The sequence below is a fragment of the Rhodococcus jostii NBRC 16295 genome (genome assembly GCF_001894825.1).
Taxonomy (GTDB): Bacteria; Actinomycetota; Actinomycetes; order Mycobacteriales; family Mycobacteriaceae; genus Rhodococcus_F; species Rhodococcus_F jostii.
This window is the reverse complement of sequence record NZ_BCWY01000007.1, coordinates 23,858-42,325: the sequence shown is the minus strand read 5'-3', so window position 1 is coordinate 42,325 and position 18,468 is coordinate 23,858. Positions and strand designations below refer to the sequence as shown.

Here is an 18,468-nt window from a genome sequence, read left to right as displayed (position 1 = left end):
CATCCGCGCTGGGTGAGGCTGCTACGCCTATGGCTTGGTAAGTGTTGGTTGATCGAGCGAGGACGTCCATTCTTTCGAACGGAGCGACCATGTGCTACCAGCCGAAACCGGCCACATCGGAGACCGCGCGGATCAATCGGGACGCGGTCGAACTGTATGACCTGGCCGATCGGCGTGACTTCGCCGACGCCCGTCGCGGGCTGATCGCCGAGCTGCCGGGAAATGTGCTCGCGGACGATGGTTCGGTGGCATTCGACCCGCACGCATTCGACTGGATCGGGGACGATGATCCCGCCCCGGAATCGGTGAACCCGAGTCTGTGGCGGCAAAGCCAGATCATCCGCCACGGCGGTCTGTTCCAGCTGGCCGATGGCCTCTACCAGGTGAGAGGCAACGACATCACCAACCTGACCGTGGTGGAGGGCACGGACGGACTGATAGTGATCGACTGTTTGAACGGTGTGGAATCCGCACGTCAAGCCATGGGCCTGATTCGCGAGCATGTCAGCGACAAACCGGTTGCCGCGGTGATCTATACCCACACCCACCTCGACCACTACGCGGGCGTGAAAGGCATCGTCGATGCCGACGACGTGGCTTCGGGCAAGGTGCCGATCATCGCGCCGGGGCATCAGTTCGACAGGTACGCCCTCGGGGAGAACGTCATCGCCGGAAATGCCATGGCAAGGCGCAGTTTCTACGCTTTCGGCGGATTCCTGGATCTGAACTCTTGTGGGTATGTCACCGGCGGCATGGGCATCGGCAGCCTCAAAGGACTGACCGTGTCCTACATCCCTCCGACCGACCTGATCACCGAAACCGGTGCCAAACGCGAGATCGCGGGCATCGAATTCGAATTCCTCTACGCTCCCGACACCGAAGCGCCTGAGGAGATGCATATCTGGATACCGCAGTTGAAGGCGCTGACCTGCGCGGAGAACGCCAACCACTCGCTGCACAACATCCAGACCTTGCGTGGCGCGCGGACTCGTGATGCCCGCAATTTCGCCCGCTACCTCGATGAGACCCTCGAACGGTGGGGTGAGGTCGCCGAGGTGCACTACGGCCCGCACACCTGGCCGGTGTGGGGAAACGAGCAGGTGACTGCATTCCTCGAATCCCAGCGCGACACCTACAAATACATTCACGACCAATCCCTGCGGTTGGCCAACAAGGGCTACACGCCCCTGGAAGCGGCCGAGCTGCTCGAGCTTCCCGAGGAGTTGCGCCGCAACTGGGCCAGCCGCGGTTATCACGGCACCCTGCACCACGATGTGCGCGCGGTGTTCACCAAGGAACTGGGCATGTGGGACGGAGACCCGGTCTCGCTGCATCCGCACCCACCGGTGGAAACGGCGAAGCGATATGTCGAATTCGCCGGTGCCGACGCGATTCTCGCCGAAGGGCGCCGCGCGTTCGAGGCCGGCGACTACCGCTGGGCCGCGCAGATCCTGCACCAACTCGTGTTCGCCGACCCTGCCAACACCACCGCTCGTGAACTACAGGCAGATGCCTACGAGCAGATGGGTTATCAGGCCGAAGGTCCGCAATGGCGGGGAATATTCCTCAGCGCGGCAAAGGAACTGCGCCTCGGTGTGCAACCGCCGCCCTATGTCACCGCGAGCCGCGACACCATTCTGGCGATGCCGATCGATATCCTCTTCGACTTCCTCGCCGTACAGATTGCCGGCGACCGTGCCGCCGATGTAGACATCACCATCGACCTGGACTTCGCCGACATCGGCGAACAGTGGACGATGTGGATCCGCCGCGGCGTCCTCAACGCCCGCCGCGGCCGTGACGCCGATGCCCGGCTCACCGTCACCGGCCCCAAACAGGCATTGACCGGTGTACTCCTCAATCCCGCCACCGCCGAAAAGTTGGCAGGGGATGGCACCGTCCAACTCACAGGAGACCGCACCGCGCTAGCGGAGCTGACCGCGATCCTGGACCACTTCGAACCCACCTTTCCGATCGTGACCCCCTGACACGGTTGCGCCGATCCTGCTGAGCGAGTGCGTTGTTCAGGGTTTGAGCTGGATCTTGACCGCCCCGTCCTGCTTCTTCTGGAAGATCTCGTAGGCATGCGGAGCCTGTTCGAGGGGGAGTTCGTGGGTGGCGAAGGTGTCGACGCCGAGTGGGTCGTCGTCGCCGAGGAGCGGCATGATGTCGTCCACCCATTTCTTGATGTTGGCCTGGCCCATGCGCAGCTGGATCTGCTTGTCGAACAAGGTGAGCATGGGAATCGGGTCGGCCATGCCGCCGTAGACGCCGATGATGGAGATGGTGCCTCCGCGGCGGACGATGTCGATCGCCGAATACAGCGCGCCGAGTCGGTCGACTCCGGCCTTCTGCATGAGCGGCGCCGCAACCGCATCGGGGAGATACCCGACGATCTGCTGGGCGAGTTTGCCGATCGGTGAACCGTGCGCCTCCATGCCGACCGCGTCGATGACCGAGTCCGTGCCTCGACCGTCGGTCGCATCGCGGATCACGTCGGCGAGATCGCCGCCGTGCTCGTCCAGATCCAGAGTTTCGATGCCCCGAGCCCTGGCGCGGGCAAGGCGTTCGGGGACGTTGTCGACCGCGATGACCCGTGCGCCCTTGTGGTGGGCGATGCGTGCTGCCATGTCTCCGATCGGTCCGAGGCCGAGCACGGTGACCGACCCGCCCTCGGGGATCGCGGCGTATTCGACGGACTGCCACGCCGTCGGCAGCACATCGGACAGGTAGACGAATCGGGAATCCGGCGGTCCCTCCGGAACTTTCATGTGGGTGAACTGGGCTTGGGGGACGCGCAGGTATTCGGCTTGTCCTCCCGGCACCTCGCCGTAGAGCTTGGAGAACCCGAACAACGCCGCTCCCATGCCCTGCTCACGAACCTGCGTCGTCTCGCACTGCGTATACAGCTGCATGTTGCACATGAAGCAGTCGCCGCACGAGATCTGGAACGGGATCACGACGCGGTCGCCGACCTTCAGATCGCCGGCCTCCGCCCCGACTTCTTCGACGATCCCCATCGGCTCGTGGCCGAGAATGTCCCCCTCACCCATGAACGGACCGAGAGTTTCGTACAGGTGCAGATCGGAACCGCAGATATTCGTCGTCGTGACCTTGATGATGGCGTCGGTCGGGTGTTCGATCTTGGGATCGGCGACGGTGTCGACGCTGACCTTTCGTTTGCCTTGCCACGTGACTGCTCGCACTGGGAACCACACCTCTCGTCGATCGATGTCGATTTTCGGGTGCCCGACGGGGGAGGAAGGTAAACCGTGCTCGTCGTGCTCTTCCTCCGCCATGCCGTGAGGGCGTGAGTCAGCAGGCTGCGAACGTCCCAGCCAAGGATTCTGAGGTTCGTGCGGTGATCGCAACACCACTGATCAAAGGGTTGCTGCGATGGCGAAATATTCTCATCGGATGGCTCCGGAGTTCTTTCACACGTTCTGGGCGGGGATGGCTGCGGGTGAGTTCATCACTAGGGACACGAGGTTGTCACGCCCCGCGGGCAGGACAGATGCGTCGCGGTGACCGTTGCGTCGCGATCCGCGATGGGCACAGCAAACCCCGCCCCAATCGAAGGAGCGGTTTCGCATCTGCTTCGCAGGGCATAGCTACAGGAGATGTCAACCGCAGGACGAAGCAGAGAATCCGGCGTTCTGGTGCGTCGGTGAGGAGTGATCATGGGTACCGAACCGGGTAGGCAGTTGCATGAGGAGCCTCAGTCCGAGCGTGGCCCCAAGGGCTCGCGAGACGCGGGCCCGGACGAGGCTGGAACAGGTCAGACGGACCGCACGCCGGGGTCTCTGGATCAGGAGGAGGTCACCTCTACCGCGGAACCGGGCAAGAATCCCGTGCCCGCCGCCGGCTCGCTGCCTCCCGGCGACGCCGAGTCGGCGATACCGCCGTACGACGGCCGGACGACGAGCGCGAAGGAGGGGCGCCCGGAGCACGACGACCACGTGGACGCCGGCGGAATGCAGTCACCGGAACCCGAGGGGACCCCTCGCGGCGCGGTGGCGTCGCCGGCGGAGGAGGAGCCCGCAGCACGTGCCGCCGAGACCGAGGGCAGCGATTCCGGCGTGGGACCCGCTCATCAGGGAGGCGTCGGCAAGGCCGAGGACAAGAAGTGACAGCCCCAGGGGTCTGCGTCTTCTGGGACTGTCGCAGAAGGGGTCGGTGATGTGCCACAAAACCATTCGGGTTCCCGGGGTAGGGAGGATGTGGGGTGGGTCGCGCATCCGGCCGCCGATCCCGGGTCGGGGTACCGGCCCGGTCGATCTCCCCGATGGCGAATAAGCACGCTGCAAGTCGCATGTTGGTCCGAGTGTTGTCGTGGTTGATCCGCAAGCGATCCGATCTGGTCAGAGTCTGGAATCGAGAACGGGAGACGGCACCTGCCAACCCGCCCCTTTCACAACAGATGCTGGGATTTACATGAACATGCTTTCGGGTAGCCAGTCTGCGTCGAACAACCGCGCGAGCTTCCCGAACGCCGCGAGATCACCATCGACGCTGGCCGAGGTCACCATCAACCGATTGATCATGATCCGAGCCGCCTGCTCTTCCACCGTTCCGGCGGCGAACAGGAGTGACCATGAGCAAACCTGCCCGTCGCGATGCGCACGACCCATCGTTTGGCGTGCCGCAATCCCGGAATAGCGAGGCTGGTGGAAGAACCCGATGCGACGTGCCGATGAGGCGCGGGAGCCGTCGACCATCAACTCGGACGCCTGCAGATTGATCGCAGATGCGGTGTTGAACACCACAACCGGGTTGTGGCCGCGCTGAAATCTGATGCGCTCCGCCTCGAGATCGCCCCCGCCGAAGATGCGCGAGACGCCAATGCCGTGCTCCTCCAAGAGGCTCGCAACCGGGTCGGCGGCCGTGGTGACCAATTCGACGGCAACGAGCACCTGGTAGCCGCGTTCGACGTGTGCGGCTACCAACTCGGCGGTCTGCGGGGCTCTCAGCATGCCCGCCTTCTGCCGGAATCGCATCAGAGCGGCACGGCCTCGGGCGGTGTCGTTACCCTGGCGGGCGATCTTCATTGCGCTCCGGAACTCACTCCAGTCCTGGTGGTACGCAGCCCATTGTGTGGCGGTGAAGTCGAGCGGCAGGCCGTCGATAGGTGCCGCCCCCCACGGCGCGTCGCGATGCACCATGACGGGCGGGTCGCAGTCGGTCATCCACTTCCGGACGTGGGTGACGGCCTGATTCTGCAACCGCTGGGAACCTTTTGCTTGGTCGTTCCAATCCCATTTGCCCTTGTCCCACCCGGGAGCCAGGGGAAGGCCATGCTCGACCAGCTTCTTACCGAGATCGGCCCACTCACCCGGCGGGTCATCGTGCAGTTGCGCGAAAAGCGCAGACAGGTAGGTGTATTCGCCGGGGTGATGACCCGGCGTCGCCGTCACGGTGATCACGAACGGCGCCTTCTCTGGTGATGCGGAGAGGCGGTTGACGCGCCGCTGGTACTGGGTGCGCTGGGCCGTGAGGTGCCTGAATTGCTGTGCTTCGTCATTGATGATGAGGGAAAAGGAGTACTTCGGTTGGCCGTTGCGCCCGAGCAACTTCTTCAGCTGGTCCGGGGAGATGATCAGCCACCGATACCCTCCGTCTCCGAACGCAGCGAGGGCGTCGCGCCACGCGGCGATGGTGATCTGGGCCGGCCGGTCAACGGTGATGAGTACGGTGTCGCCGCCCCCCAATTTCAGCGCAGCCTTCGCGCCGATGATCGCACTGCCGGTCTTGCCTACACCCGGCTCGTCGGCCAGCAGGAATCCACGCTTACCGTGGTCAAAGGCCGTCGCGATCGCCTTCGCGGCGTCCACCTGTTCGGGGCGCGGTGTCTTGTGGAAGCCGGTAGCGCCCGGTTGCCGCACGCCGTTGAGGTCCTCTTCGACCCAGCGGCTGTACGAGTACGGCTTCGACGCGTAGACGACGAGTTCGTCAGGCAATTGAGCGCCGATGTAGGCATATGCTTTGAGTGCCTTGTAGTACTTGGCACCGGGCGCGGGCGCCCGGTAAGGGACGTCGAGGATCCAGATCTGCTCCCCGTGCCCCGGGGTGGGTATCAGCGGCGCGACGCTGGCTCGTCTGGGACTGGAGCGTCGCTGGGTGGTCTTCCGTGCGGCCATGAGTGCAGGCTATTCCCAAGGCGAATCGTCGAGGTCAACGACGTCGACTGCGGCGGGTGCGGCTGCGACCGCCGCGGCGGCTGGCGCCGAGGAATCGCGTGCTGCCGCATAGGGCGCGGGGCCCGATGCAGGGCGATTATCTACGTCGATGGTCTCCACAGCCTCAGGTTCGGCGGACGGTTCCACTGCTCTCGACGCGGCGGTGCTGGGCGGGCGTGGAGGTTGCGCGGCACCGGGAAGGGCCTGCCTCCTGCGTCATGATTCATACAATTCAACATTGATGAAGTTTTAGCAACAGCTATGCGCAGGGTATTCGACGCTGATCGACGCCCCAGACCGCGCACGGTGACCAACAGGTGCGGGTGACCTGGCGTTAGTTTCGATACTCGAATATCGCACCAGATGCAATTCCGCTCGTTATGACCCGTGGCCCGTCGGCGACACTCCGCCAAGCCAAGGAGCGCACAGCGTTTGATTCCTTCGGAGGCGTTTTGCTTCGAACCGGGCGAGGACGGTGGGATCGTCGAGCCACGAGCGCCTCGGCGACGCGGATCGGCTGCGTCACACCGATCAGGACCAGCTGTTCGACCGCAGGTGTGGGAGTGGGGGAGGGGTCCCCGGCAGTCACCCCGAACTGAGCGGCGGCGTTCGACGTCAGATCAGCCAAGCGGCGGTCGGCAATATACGGAAGAGGGATGATACGTCACCTGAAGGGTAAAAGCAATGGTGCGCCAACACTTTTGGGATCGCCACGATGCGCTGACCAGGAGTCGGTCATCCTCATCAACGACGAACCGACCTTTAGCCCGCGTCCGGCCAGCTAATCAGGTCAGGTGGTGCGCGGCGACCTCGACGAGCTGCTGGCGCAGCCAGATGCTGGCAGCGTCGTTGGTGAGGCGGTCCGACCATGTGAGGTGGTACTCGGTTGGTGCTAGCTCCAGAGGCACGTCGAAGCTGGTGAAGCCGTGGGTGGTGGGGCCGCCGGCCCACCCGATGGTGACCAATTCCGTGCCGTCCAGGATCACTGGTATCAGTTCGGAGTTGGTAATTCGGACGGCGATGGAGCGCGTGTATCCGCGTTTCGCAAGCATGTCATCGATTAATTCGTGGACCAGCGCGCGTTCGACAATGACGTGTTGTAGTGCGCAGAACTCCTTCACGCTGAGCGGTTGAGCGACCGCCTCGTTTTCGGGCGTTGCCAGTCCGGTCCACTGGACGGCGCCCAAACGTACGGACGGATCCGAGGGTGGCACGCGAGAGGCCGGCAGTACGACCGCATCGACGGTTCCCTCACGTGCGGTCCTGACTGCTGCCCGGATGCGTAGGTGGAACTCGGAGCGCTGGACAATACCCTCGTCCTGTACATCCTGGGCGACAACGGCGCCTCGGCCGAGGGCGGCATTCATGGCAATTTCAACGATATTGCCGCGCTGAACGGTGTTCACGACACCACTGAGAACATCCTCCGCAGGCTCGACGAGATCGGCGGCCAGCAGGCGTACAACCACTACCCAGCAGGGTGGGCGCATGCGATGGACACCCCCTATCAGTGGACGAAGCAGGTGGCCTCGCATTGGGGCGGCACTCGGGTGGGAATGGTCGCCCATTGGCCGCGCGGCATCAACGATGCCGGCACGGTGCGGGATCACTGGCAGCACGTGATCGACGTGTACCCAACCATTCTCGACGTGGCGGGACTACCGATCCCCACCTCGGTCAACGGAGTGCCGCAGCAGAGGATCGACGGCACCAGCTTCGCGGAGACCTTCGCCGACCCGGCCACGCCGCACCGCGCGGTCACCCAATATTTCGAGATGTTCGGAAACCGCGGCATTTACCACGACGGGTGGTCCGCGTGCACCAAACACTGCACACCCTGGATCCGGGACGGCCTCCCTGACCTCACTGACGACGTGTGGGAGTTATACGGTCCGGAGGATTGGAGTCAGTCACACGACATCGCATCCGAATTTCCGGAGAAGCTGGCCGAGCTTCAGGCACTGTTCCTCGCAGAGGCAGAACGCAATTACGTGCTCCCGCTGGATGACCGACGATCGGAACGGTTCGACCCAGGCATTGCCGGCCGACCGGATGTGCTACGCGGACGCACATCGATGCGACTGTTCCCCGGCATGACCAGACTCGGCACCAGTTCGGTGCCCAACATCAAGAACAAGTCGCACCGGGTGGAGGCAGCGATCGAGGTACCCGAGGAGGGCGCCGCAGGCGTGGTCATCGCACAGGGCTGCAGATTCTCCGGGTGGGTACTGCATATCGTCGACGGCTACCTGACCTACACCCACAACTACCTCGCGGCCTCCGTGTACGAGGTCACCTCTGACGCTCCCTTACCCAGCGGGCGACACGTCGTGAGCTTTGATTTCGAGGTCGACTCGGGGCCGGGCTTCGGACGTGGTGGTCTCGTCCAGCTCACGGTGGACGGTGAAGTCATTGGTGCAGGAAAGATCGATCGCACTGTGCCATTCCTGTATTCGGGAACCACCGACGTCGGATGCGATATCGGTAGCGGTGTGGCTCCGACATACGAGACAGAACGCGGAGTGTTCCGGGGAGCGATCGACTGGGTCGGCGTGGACATCATCGCGGGTCCGGAGGCGACAGCGCCGCCGGTAGAGGTTCTCAACGAGATTGAGATCGCAACCCAGTGACCATGCAGCGGCCTAACCGTAGTGATCGAAGGCGGCGCTGGAGGGTTTTCGATCTGGTGGAACTGAACGACGTGGAAGGCAAGAAGAAGATCGCGGTTGATCTCGAAGAGATCGGTGGCGACGTCGTCCGAGACTGACGGGTGCCGGAGGCGCACAATCGGTGAATGGCTTTTCGGTTCGTACAGGAGACAGTCCGTTTTCTCGCGGTCTCCGATCCCGGCAGGCTGCGGCTACGTGCCGCAACCGCCACGACGATCACCGTCGTTCTCGCGATGGGGGTGCTGCTACCGGGTTCCACCGTGATCGGCCAGCCACTCACCGTCGCGCTGCTCGGGACGGTCGTCGCGATGCAGTCCTCGGCGGCGGTCAAGGACAAGGATCAGCACAGCAGGGTGATCACGACACTGCTGCTCGTGTTCCCTGCAATCGCAGCGGTGTCGATGTCCGCGATGCTGTCACAGTTCGGGAAGGTCGCCGATGTGGGCTTCATCGTGGTGCTCTTCGTGGCAGTCTGGGTGCGGCGCTACGGCCCGCGAGGTACAGCTCTCGGGATGGTCGCGTTCATCTGCTACTTCTTCGCACTCTTCCTTCGGGCCCAGCCTGGGCAGATTCCCATCCTCGCCGTGTCCATCGTCGCCGGCGTCGGTATCTCGCTCCTCGTCCGTACAGTGATCCTGCCGGACCGGCCGGGGCTCGAACTCAAACGGTTGGTTCGGGCGCTGCGGGCCGCGTCGATCGACGTGCTGGAGGTGGCGTCGAACAGAGGTGAACGGAATCTCGATCTACTCCGCAAGAAACTCGACCGGCTCGGAAGCACCGCACTGATGATCGACGACTGGCTCGACCGCCACGATGCAGCTCAGCTGCTGAGCGTCACGAACGATGATCTGTCCGTTCGTATCTTCGACGCGCAAATCGCCACCGAACAACTCGTCAGCGCGCTGTGGGCGCTCGACCCGAACAAGTCGTGGCCGAATTCGCTGGGGCAGGCGACCACTGCACTGGGATCGTGCCTGCAGAACAATCCGTCGGACGACCAACTCCGCGCCGCCCGACGCCTCGCCGCCGCGGCCGCAGACAAGTCCGATCCATCGACGCAGGCGGGTATCGCGACCGCCGGCGCGATGCGAGCAGTGCAGGCGCACATCGCGATCCATCACATCACCAGCAATGCCCTGCGAACCGAATCCGAGCCGAAAAAGAAGCCGGACGAGGTCGAAGAAACGGACACCGGATGGAATTCGAGCACCAAAGCCGCGATCCAGGTGGCCGTCGCGACCAGCGCTGCAACGATTCTCGGGGAGCTCATCTCGCCCGACCGTTGGTACTGGGCGGTTCTGACGGCCTTCCTCGTTTTCACCGGTGCGTCTACCCGCGGTGAGATTCTCTCGCGCGCAGGCCACCGTGTCGTCGGCACCATCGCGGGAGTTCTTGCAGGAGTATTGCTGTCCGCCTTGGTCGGAAACAACCAGCCGTTGCAGCTGCTCCTGCTCGTCGTCTGCGTATTCTTCGCGTTCTACCTCGTCACGGTTGCCTACGCATTGCTCTCCTTCTTCGTCACCGTCATGCTCGCGATGCTGTACGGACTGCTCGGCACATTCAGCATCGAGGTACTCGAGCTGCGCATCTACGAAACGGCCGCCGGGGGACTCGTCGGAATAGCGGCGGCATACTTCATCTTCTCCACCGGAACGAGATCGACGCTGATCTCGAAGATCGACGACTACCTCGATCAGATGACTGCCATCATCGACACCGGTATCGGAGCCGTCGTCCAACCAGGCCACGAGACTGACCTCGTCGCCGACATCCGGAAGCTGGACAACGCCCTGAAGGACCTTGTCACGGCGGGCAAACCCTTGGAAATGGGACCGACGACGCGGACTCGTCGCGGAGCGAAACGGTTGTTGCGGATCATGACGGTCAGCAATCGGTCGTCTCATGCACTCGCCCGAGCAGGGGTGAGCGCCTCTCGCGGCGAACCGGACAGCGGACCGTCGCAGGAGACGAGGAGGGCATTGCGCCACGCAGCCGACGTCACCAAGGCAACCATCGCCGACGTCAAACGCGCACTCGCCGGTGAGCACGTAGAGCCGCCGGAGAAACTCACCGAAACCTCGGCACCCGACGTCATGCTGCAGTCGACCACCACGCCTGGGCCGGTTCGCAGTGCCGTCCGCTCGCTCAGCACCCTCAACCGCACGATGGGGGAAGCATTGACGCATGTCTGATGCCGTCGTACATGCTGCTGAACGAAGCACAAAGCAAACCAGTCGACGGGGGAAGCCTGTCACAGCCGGCGAATCGACCGGCGGGAGTGACTGCTCGCTCGTCTACTTCGGCAAACCCAGAATCCGTTCGCCGATGATGTTGCGCTGAATTTGATTCGACCCGCGTGCGATACGGCGTCCCCGGCTCTCGAGGAACACGCGTTGCAGGGAGTCGAGTTGATATCCGCCCGACTCGGGGCGGGTCAGAGCCGACGCTCCGAGAAGCTCCAGCGCCGTCGACCCGAAAACGCAGTGATACTCCGACCAGTTGATCTTGTCGATCGCCAGCAACTCGTCCACGGCCTGTCCGTCTGCAACACGGGCACTGATCACGGAACCAACGGCACGCATCAACTCGACCTCGACGACGAGGTCCGCCAACCTCTGGCGGACGATCACGTCGCCGAGGCGACCGTTCTTGTCCAGCCGCTCCACCAGCACGTCTAGTTCGTGGCGATAGCCGACGTACTGCGTCGCCGCCTTGCCTGCCCGCTCGGCACCGAGTGTGGTCATCGCGACCGCCCAACCGTTGCCGAGCCCACCCACCACATTGCTCATGGGGGCGCAGGCATCGGTTATCCGTTCCTGCGCAAATCCCCTGTCGCCCGACGCCATCCGGATAGGATCGACATCGATGCCGTTGTCAGTCATGGGGACAAGGACAAACGAGATGCCGCGGTGTCTCGGCGCATCACGGTCGGTGCGGCACAACAGGAACATCATGTTGGCCTGGTCGCCGTGGCTGGTCCAGATCTTGTCACCGTTTATCCGCAACTCGTCGCCGTCAACGGTTCCGCTGGTCCGCAGCGAGGCGAGGTCGGATCCGGTCTCGGGTTCGGAGAAGCCCTGGCACCAGATGTCTTCGCCCGACAGAATGCGGGGCAGGAACCGGCGCTTCTGGTCCTCGCTCCCGTGCGCCAACAGGGCGGGCGCAAGCAGGGTCTCGCCCATTCCGAGTTGGGGACGTCGAAGTCCCGCGCGCGCAAACTCCTCCTCGACTACCAGAGTTTCGATTGGTCCCAGTCCTCGGCCACCGTGTTCCTCCGGCCACGACAGGCACAGCCAACGCCCCTTCCGCAACAGATCGATCCAGTGCTTCTCCGCGTCGGTGACTTGGTACCTGAACGGCTCATGAGCGTATTCGAGCCTCGTTCCCTCGGCGCGGTGCTCGGCCAGCCAGGCGCGGACCTCGGTCCGCAGGTCCGCCAGCGGAGCGGGTTCGTCGGCCCGCGCCGGCGCCTCGAACGCGGAGCCGGCGGCGAGGACTCCGGCGAGCAGACGCTCGCCGTGCCACGCCGACGACCCGAACATCAGCTGATCGGTCTTCGCCCGCTTGAGATGAACGTGAGCCTCGTGCTCCCAGGTGAAGCCGATCGCGCCGTGCAGTTGAATTGTTTCGCCGGCGATCTGCAGGTACCTTTCGGCGCCCGCGACGCACAGCAGGCTCACCAGTGCCGGCAATTCCGGCGCACCGTTATCTGCGGCGTCCGCGGCAACGTCGAGCGCGGCGGCGACCGGTTCAAGCGCACGGATCAGGTCGGCCAGTCCGTGTTTGACTGCCTGGTTGGTTCCGATCGGATGACCGAACTGGTTGCGGGTCTTCGCATACTCAGTTGTCAGGTGCAGGCACCGGCGAGCGCCGCCGACCCTCTCCGCCGCCTGCACGACAAGCGCCATGTCGAGCGCTCGGGACAGCGCCTCCGAAATGTCTGCGGTGCCGCTGATCCGTTGCGCTGCTGCGCTGTCGAAGGTGATGGTCGTCAGCGGGCGGGTCAGGTCCAGCGCGGGTTGCCGGACCCGCAGAATGCTCGCGTCCGATGGTTCCACCAGAAACAGGCCGGTCCCGTCTTCCGTTCGGGCGGCGACGACGATCGTGTCGGCGCAGTGTCCGAAGATCACGTGATCGGCCCGTCCGTCGACCCGCCAGCCGTCGCCGTCCGGGTGTGCACGCACCGTCTCCGAGCCGGCCTGCCACCACCCGTCGGCGTCGGCAAATGCCAGACACCCGAGTCGAGTGCCCGCGGCGAGACCTGGCAGCAGCTCACTGAGCCACCGCTCCCGGGCGCAATTCGCGATGGCGAGCGTGGTCAGCACGGAACTCGCGAAGAAGGGGCTGCACGCTGCGGAGCGCCCGAATTCCTCGGCGACCACCACGAGGTCACCGATACCCGCGCCTGATCCGCCGTATTTCTCGTCGACGAGCAGTCCTTGCAGTTCGAGTTGTTCGGCCATCGTCGCCCACATCTCGGGTCGGTATCCGAGTTCCGTGTCCTGGACGGCCAATACTTCGGCCGGTCCACTGGTTGCGGTGAGAAACTCGCGAACCGTTTCGCGAAGGGCGCGGTGTTCAGCGGTTGTTGTCATACCCATTCGATTGTCTCCTTCGAGTGTCCCGTGTAGCACCACGTCGGTCGGGATCCCCAGACCTGGGATGACCGGGCGTCCTGCGACCTGTCCGCCCCGCTGTGCATTGTGTTGTCTTGTGGCTCCTCGACCGCAGGTGCCGCCGTGCGCACGCACTCACACGAGCAGTGTTCTGCGCGTCAGAATCGCTTGCTTCATGGCGATTCCCCCGCCCTTGGGGTAGGCCGCAATCTTGTCGGTGAGCTCGGTTGCCCGGCCCAGAACCTGCTCGTCCGGCACCATCGCGTAGGCGAAGCTGCGGCGCAACAGGTCGGGACCGTACTGACGTTCACAGGCCAGCGTGAGCTGCAGTGCCTGGTTCACGTCGAATTTCGCGAGCAACCACCGCAGATTGTTCGGCGCCGCTACCCCCATCTCCGCCTCGCCGACCATGAGGAACGACGTCTCTCCCACCACAAGAAGGTCACAGGCCAGCGCGATCGCCGCCGCACCGTTGACAGCGGCCCGCTCCAGCGCCCCGATCAGCGGCTTCTCGAACCCGGACAGGGTGGTGTGCAGGTCGGCGATCGCCGCGGTAATTGCCGGCTCACCCGGGCGTACCTCGGCCAGATCCAAACCGGAACTGAAGCACCCGCCCGCGCCGTACAGCAACACCGCGGTGACTGTGTCGTCGCCCTGAGCGTCAGCGAACGTTCTGGCAAGCTGGGTGACCATCGGGACCGTCAAAGCATTTTTCCGTTCGGGACGATTCAATTCGATGTCCAGCCGTCCATTCTGATGGTGCCGAACGACCACGACATCGCGCTCCGAATAACTCACACCATGCTCCTCACGAGTCCGTCGAACTGCCCGGCGGGAGCAGCCGGCCGCCCCGCGGCGTATTCGCCACCTATCAGGCGCACGTTGCCTCCCAACGACATTGAGGTGTTCATCGCTTCCTTCCAGAAACGCCAACGGCAGGCTCGTGCACTCAGGCCAGGCGCATGGACAGCGGTGCCGTCGACGTTCCGGTTCGGCCTACTTGTTCGGGTCGTGTGCGGCGATCGTGGTTGCATCACGTTCGGGGTTGACCAGGACGGCGGCGGCGAGTGCGCCAACCAGCATGATGACTCCCACGATGACGAAGCCTCGGCCGTATCCAGCGGCGGTGTCGGCGGCCCCGGAGACGAGGGAGCCGATGAGAAGCGGCGCCGCCACACCGCCGAGGCTGTAGATCGCGACGGTGATAGACATGACGGATCCGCGTTGCTTGGCGGGTACCACGTCGGAGAGCAGGGAGAACGCCAGTCCCCATGCTGCGGTGTTGAGGGAGAACGCGAGCGCGATCAGCACCATCTGAGCGGGTCCGACGGGCAACGCGGTGAATCCGATCATGCACACACCACCCGCAGCGAGTAGGCCGGCCGCGAACAGGGCGCGGGCGGTGCGGGACGATCGTCCGGCCAGCGAGAGGCGCGTGGAGATCAGACCGGCGAGGAAGGTCAGGATGACGGCCGCGGCGAAGGGCAATGTGATCAGCAACCCGGTGGCATTGGCGCTGTAGTGCAGGCCTTCGCGCAGGTACAGCGGCAACCAACTCACCTTCAACGCGGTCGCCCAATAGGAGCAGAACGAGAAGATCGCGACACCGATCACCGTGGGACGAGTCCACAGGAGCCGGACGGGCACGGTGTCGGGAAGCCTCACCGCCTGATTGCCGGTGCCCGCCCCCGCATTGCCGGCGGGTCCTTCACCGCCGATGAACAGCCAGGCCACCAGCCAAACCACTCCGGCGGCCATGAGCACGAGAAACGCTGCGTGCCAGCTGTAGCTCTGGATGATCCAGGTCAGGACCGGGGCAGCGATCAGCGGGCCGAGAGAGGCTCCCATGATGACTACCGAGGCCGGTAGTGAACGACGCTTGGGAGAGAACCAGGTGTGGGCGATCTGCTGGGACAACGCCCCGGCGGGGCCTTCGGCGAATCCGAGCAGCATTCGGCAGGCGAGGAAGACCCCGAATCCGACCGTCGTGGTCATCGGGGCCAGGCTGAGCACCCATAGTCCGACCAGACCGGCGAGGAGCCATCGCGCGGAGATGCGGCCGCCGAGGGATCCGAGGGCGACCGCGCCGACGGCGAAGAGCCAAAAGAACGCGCTCTGCGCGGTGCCGAACTGCTGATTACTCAACCCGAGGTCGGTTTTGATCTCGACGCCGGCGAGGCTGACGACGACCTTGTCGGCGAAGTTGATCAGCATGAAGGCCATCAGCATCAGGGTGATGGTCCAGCCACGCCGGCGAACGCGAGGGCTGTCGAGTTCAGGGTCGCCGACGAGGTCGCCCTCCTCGGCGCGGGTTTGCGGATTCTGCAGGGACACGAGGGCTCCTGGGGGTCGTGAGCGGTGAGGGGTAGGTGGCGGGTCAGGTCACGTCAGGGAGTACTCGCCCAGCCGGTAGTGGGCGACGATCTCGTGGCTGTGTTCTCCGAGTTCGGGGACCCTCCCGGCGTCCGCGGTGCGGGGGGTGCTGCGGGAGCGGTACGGGAGTCCTGGGATGGAGTATGTGTGTCCGTCGCCGGTGTTGCCGGTGGTGAAGATGCCGCTGGCAATCACGTCGGGGGCACTGGGGACCTGGTCGTAGGTGCGTACGGCGCCGGCGACGATGCCGACGGATGTCAGCGCCGCAAGGGCGGCTTCGGTGTCGAGGCCGGCGAAGAACGGTGTGAGCGCGGCGAGGAGTTCGCCGCGGTGGGCGACCCTTGCCGGGTTGTCGACGAAGCGAGGATCCTTCGACAGGTCGGGTTGGCCCGCGAGGGCGCAAAGCTGGGCGAATCGTTGCTCGGTGTAGGCGGAGATGACGATCGAGCCGTCAGCGGTGGGGAAGATGTCGGCGGCAGGTGCCGCGGTGGGTTGCCCGTTGCCGCGCCGACGGGGCGCGACGCCGGTGATGGAGTATTCGCCCCAGTTCACGCATTGCAGGTCGATCGCCACGTCGAGCAGTGACACATCGATGTCGTCCCCGAGGCCGGTGCGTTCTCGTCGGAACAGGGCCGCCAGCACCGCCTGGGTGACCACGTAGGAGGTGGCATGGTCGACGATTGGGAAACCGACGCGTTGCGGGTCTCCGTCAGCCTCTCCGGTCACCGACATCATGCCGGTTTCCGCCTGGGCGGCGATGTCGAGGCCCGGCCGGCGGCGGGAGGGTCCGTCGGTGCCGAAGCCGGACACCGCAGCGAGGATCACGGTGGGATTCAGTTCACGTATTTCGTCGGCCGACAAGCCTAGCTTTTCCATCACCCCTGGTCGCAGGTTGTGGATCACGACGTCGGCTCGGGAGATGAGGGCCCGGGCACGGCGGAGATCGTCCTCGGCTTTGAGGTCGAGGACGATCGACTTCTTGCGCCGGTTGTAAGCGCGCATGATGGCCTCGCCGTATACGCCGATACCGCGTGCCTGGTCGCCGCCGGGGCCTTCGATCTTGAGGACGTCGGCGCCGAGGTCTGCCAGGGTCTGCGCGGCGCCGGGCGCCGCGATGTACTGACCGAAATCGACGACCGTGATCCCGGCCAGGGGCAGGTCATCGGGAGCGAACTCAGAGTCTGGCATGGTTCCTCATTCTGTGCCGAGGTGGACTTCAGGGCTGGTGGAGCCGTTCTGGGTCCCCAGAGTGGCCGAAGGGGTTGCTGTCGTACCATCGGCGGCTGTCACACTCTTCACGTCACAGGTGTGTGACCCGTCACATCTAGGAGGCGTTCGATGCGCACCGCGCCCGAGGCAACCACAGACGATCTGCAGGGCACGATCGGCCGTATTCGCCGGTCGGTGCCGCGAATGGCACGGGCAACGATCGACCGCTACATCGCCGCCTCGCCGCTCTACACGCAGACCGCGGTGCCCGAACATTTGCACCGGGAAAGCGCCCACACGGTTCGATCGATGCTCGAGGTGTGCCTGCAGTCGGTCACCGACGAGTCCATCGACGTCGCCGACACGATGCGCGAGAACATCGAACGCGGTACCGAACGCGTCGCGGAAGGGTTGCCGCTACGGGAGTACATGCGCTGCTGGCAGATCGGATTCGACGTACTCTCCGAAGAGCTGGAACGCGAACTCGGCACCGACCACGGACTGTTCTGGTTCGCATTCCGCCGCGCCCGTATCACCTTCGACAGCATGCTACGAGAGGTCGTCTCCGCGTACGAGATCCACGCCCACGACCTCATTGCGGCGCAAGACCGAAACCATGCCCCCACCATCGATGCCCTCCTGCGTGGCGACGGGTGGGTGTTCGACGACCCCGACTCCGTCCCTGCCGAACCGAGCATCATGTTGCTGCACATCGGTGACACCCCCGCCGAGGGATCCGGCGACCGGAACGCCCGATCACTGGCGGCCACGCGGAAGGTCCGCGCGATCCGTGCCCACCTCGCCAGGGCGGTCGCCGGCCTGTGGCTCATCGATGTCCGGCCTCGGCACGCTCGGATCGTGATGCATCCACCGATCGGGGCTCTCGACCCGCTGGCCGTGGACCTTGCACGGGTCAGCGGCGCACCAGTGACGATCGCGATCGAGAACGCCACCTCGATCACCGATCTTCCGCGGGCGGGCACCACGGCCGCCGAGGTACTCGACATCGCGATCCGGTCCGGCCGCACCGGCACGGTCAGCCGAATGAGCGATGTCGCACTTGCGCACCATTTCGCCCACACCAGTGCGTCGCTGCCGGTGCTGCTGGAGCGCTGCGCCCCGTTGCAATCGCGACCGGACCTGGTGCACACCCTCCGGGTCTATCTGGCCAGCAACCTGGACCGGCGCGCCACCGCGGACACCCTGGTGGTCCATCCCAACACCGTCGACAACCGGCTCAACCGCGTCCGCGAGCTGACCGGCCTCGACGTACACATCACCACGGAGCTCCTCACTCTTGCGGTCGCGGTCAGCGCCGCCACCGTTCACCCCGACGCGGAGGCTGCCCACCTGCAGTGAATCTGTGATCGGTCACAGATTGGGGCCGGCAGGGGTGTGCGCGCAGACGATTGTTCGGCTGATGTT

At 64.6% G+C, this 18,468-nt stretch carries 13 protein-coding genes; 6 read left to right on the top strand and 7 right to left on the bottom strand.

Annotated elements, in window-relative coordinates:
• The first annotated feature begins 245 nt into the window (after positions 1-245).
• Positions 246-1,988: an alkyl/aryl-sulfatase gene (locus RJ1_RS07620; protein ID WP_240319928.1), complete on the top strand. Its 1,743-nt coding sequence runs from the start codon at positions 246-248 to the stop codon at positions 1,986-1,988.
• A 36-nt stretch (positions 1,989-2,024) separates the two neighbouring features.
• Here RJ1_RS07620 and RJ1_RS07615 read toward each other — a convergent pair whose 3' ends face one another.
• Positions 2,025-3,206, bottom strand: coding sequence for a zinc-dependent alcohol dehydrogenase (locus RJ1_RS07615; RefSeq protein ID WP_073359351.1), 1,182 nt, complete (start codon positions 3,204-3,206; stop codon positions 2,025-2,027).
• A gap of 474 nt (positions 3,207-3,680) precedes the next feature.
• Between RJ1_RS07615 and RJ1_RS07610 the strand changes: the two genes are divergently transcribed.
• A complete protein-coding gene (locus RJ1_RS07610; protein WP_073359350.1) occupies positions 3,681-4,130 on the top strand; it encodes a hypothetical protein in 450 nt (149 codons plus the stop codon).
• Between the two features lie 300 nt (positions 4,131-4,430).
• Here RJ1_RS07610 and RJ1_RS07605 read toward each other — a convergent pair whose 3' ends face one another.
• The gene (locus RJ1_RS07605) at positions 4,431-6,137 is read right to left on the bottom strand and encodes a DEAD/DEAH box helicase (protein WP_073359349.1); all 1,707 of its coding nucleotides are present in this window, start codon (positions 6,135-6,137) and stop codon (positions 4,431-4,433) included.
• 824 nt (positions 6,138-6,961) lie between these two features.
• Positions 6,962-7,363 carry a type 2 periplasmic-binding domain-containing protein gene (locus RJ1_RS07600; protein ID WP_073359348.1) on the bottom strand — a complete coding sequence of 134 codons (402 nt, stop codon included), beginning with the start codon at positions 7,361-7,363 and terminating at the stop codon, positions 6,962-6,964.
• Between the two features lie 99 nt (positions 7,364-7,462).
• Here RJ1_RS07600 and RJ1_RS07595 point away from each other — a divergent pair, with 99 nt between their 5' ends.
• From RJ1_RS07595 to RJ1_RS07590, 3 genes are read left to right on the top strand one after another with little or no spacing between them, the layout of a single operon-like run.
• Positions 7,463-8,806, top strand: coding sequence for a sulfatase-like hydrolase/transferase (locus RJ1_RS07595; protein WP_073359347.1), 1,344 nt, complete (start codon positions 7,463-7,465; stop codon positions 8,804-8,806).
• Positions 8,803-8,943, top strand: coding sequence for a hypothetical protein (locus RJ1_RS46685; protein ID WP_162850367.1), 141 nt, complete (start codon positions 8,803-8,805; stop codon positions 8,941-8,943). Before RJ1_RS07595 ends, RJ1_RS46685 begins: the two co-directional genes overlap by 4 nt.
• 27 nt (positions 8,944-8,970) lie before the next feature.
• A complete protein-coding gene (locus RJ1_RS07590; protein WP_073359346.1) occupies positions 8,971-11,037 on the top strand; it encodes an FUSC family protein in 2,067 nt (688 codons plus the stop codon).
• A 102-nt stretch (positions 11,038-11,139) separates the two neighbouring features.
• On the opposite strand, the gene RJ1_RS07585 is transcribed toward RJ1_RS07590, so the two are convergent.
• The 4 genes from RJ1_RS07585 to RJ1_RS07570 form a co-directional block, all read right to left on the bottom strand.
• Positions 11,140-13,440, bottom strand: a complete 2,301-nt coding sequence (locus RJ1_RS07585; RefSeq protein WP_240319929.1) for an acyl-CoA dehydrogenase family protein — start codon at positions 13,438-13,440, stop codon at positions 11,140-11,142.
• Positions 13,441-13,596: 156 nt separating this feature from the next.
• Positions 13,597-14,259 (bottom strand): enoyl-CoA hydratase/isomerase family protein, encoded by a 663-nt coding sequence (locus tag RJ1_RS07580; protein ID WP_073359344.1) that lies wholly within the window; start codon positions 14,257-14,259, stop codon positions 13,597-13,599.
• A gap of 198 nt (positions 14,260-14,457) precedes the next feature.
• On the bottom strand, positions 14,458-15,795 hold the full coding sequence (locus RJ1_RS07575) for an MFS transporter (RefSeq protein WP_073359343.1): 1,338 nt from the start codon (positions 15,793-15,795) through the stop codon (positions 14,458-14,460).
• A gap of 48 nt (positions 15,796-15,843) precedes the next feature.
• Positions 15,844-17,022, bottom strand: a complete 1,179-nt coding sequence (locus tag RJ1_RS07570; RefSeq protein WP_073359342.1) for a CaiB/BaiF CoA transferase family protein — start codon at positions 17,020-17,022, stop codon at positions 15,844-15,846.
• Positions 17,023-17,172: 150 nt separating this feature from the next.
• On the opposite strand from RJ1_RS07570, the gene RJ1_RS07565 reads away from it, so the two are divergent.
• Positions 17,173-18,402 (top strand): PucR family transcriptional regulator, encoded by a 1,230-nt coding sequence (locus RJ1_RS07565; protein WP_073359341.1) that lies wholly within the window; start codon positions 17,173-17,175, stop codon positions 18,400-18,402.
• Positions 18,403-18,468: the final 66 nt, after the last annotated feature.

Coding starts and splice junctions, on each gene's coding strand:
- RJ1_RS07610 (WP_073359350.1), top strand. CDS start 3,681: ATGGGTACCGAACCGGGTAGGCAGTTGCATGAGGAGCCTCAGTCCGAG.
- RJ1_RS07585 (WP_240319929.1), bottom strand. CDS start 13,440: ATGACAACAACCGCTGAACACCGCGCCCTTCGCGAAACGGTTCGCGAG.
- RJ1_RS07570 (WP_073359342.1), bottom strand. CDS start 17,022: ATGCCAGACTCTGAGTTCGCTCCCGATGACCTGCCCCTGGCCGGGATC.
- RJ1_RS07590 (WP_073359346.1), top strand. CDS start 8,971: ATGGCTTTTCGGTTCGTACAGGAGACAGTCCGTTTTCTCGCGGTCTCC.
- RJ1_RS07565 (WP_073359341.1), top strand. CDS start 17,173: ATGCGCACCGCGCCCGAGGCAACCACAGACGATCTGCAGGGCACGATC.
- RJ1_RS07605 (WP_073359349.1), bottom strand. CDS start 6,137: ATGGCCGCACGGAAGACCACCCAGCGACGCTCCAGTCCCAGACGAGCC.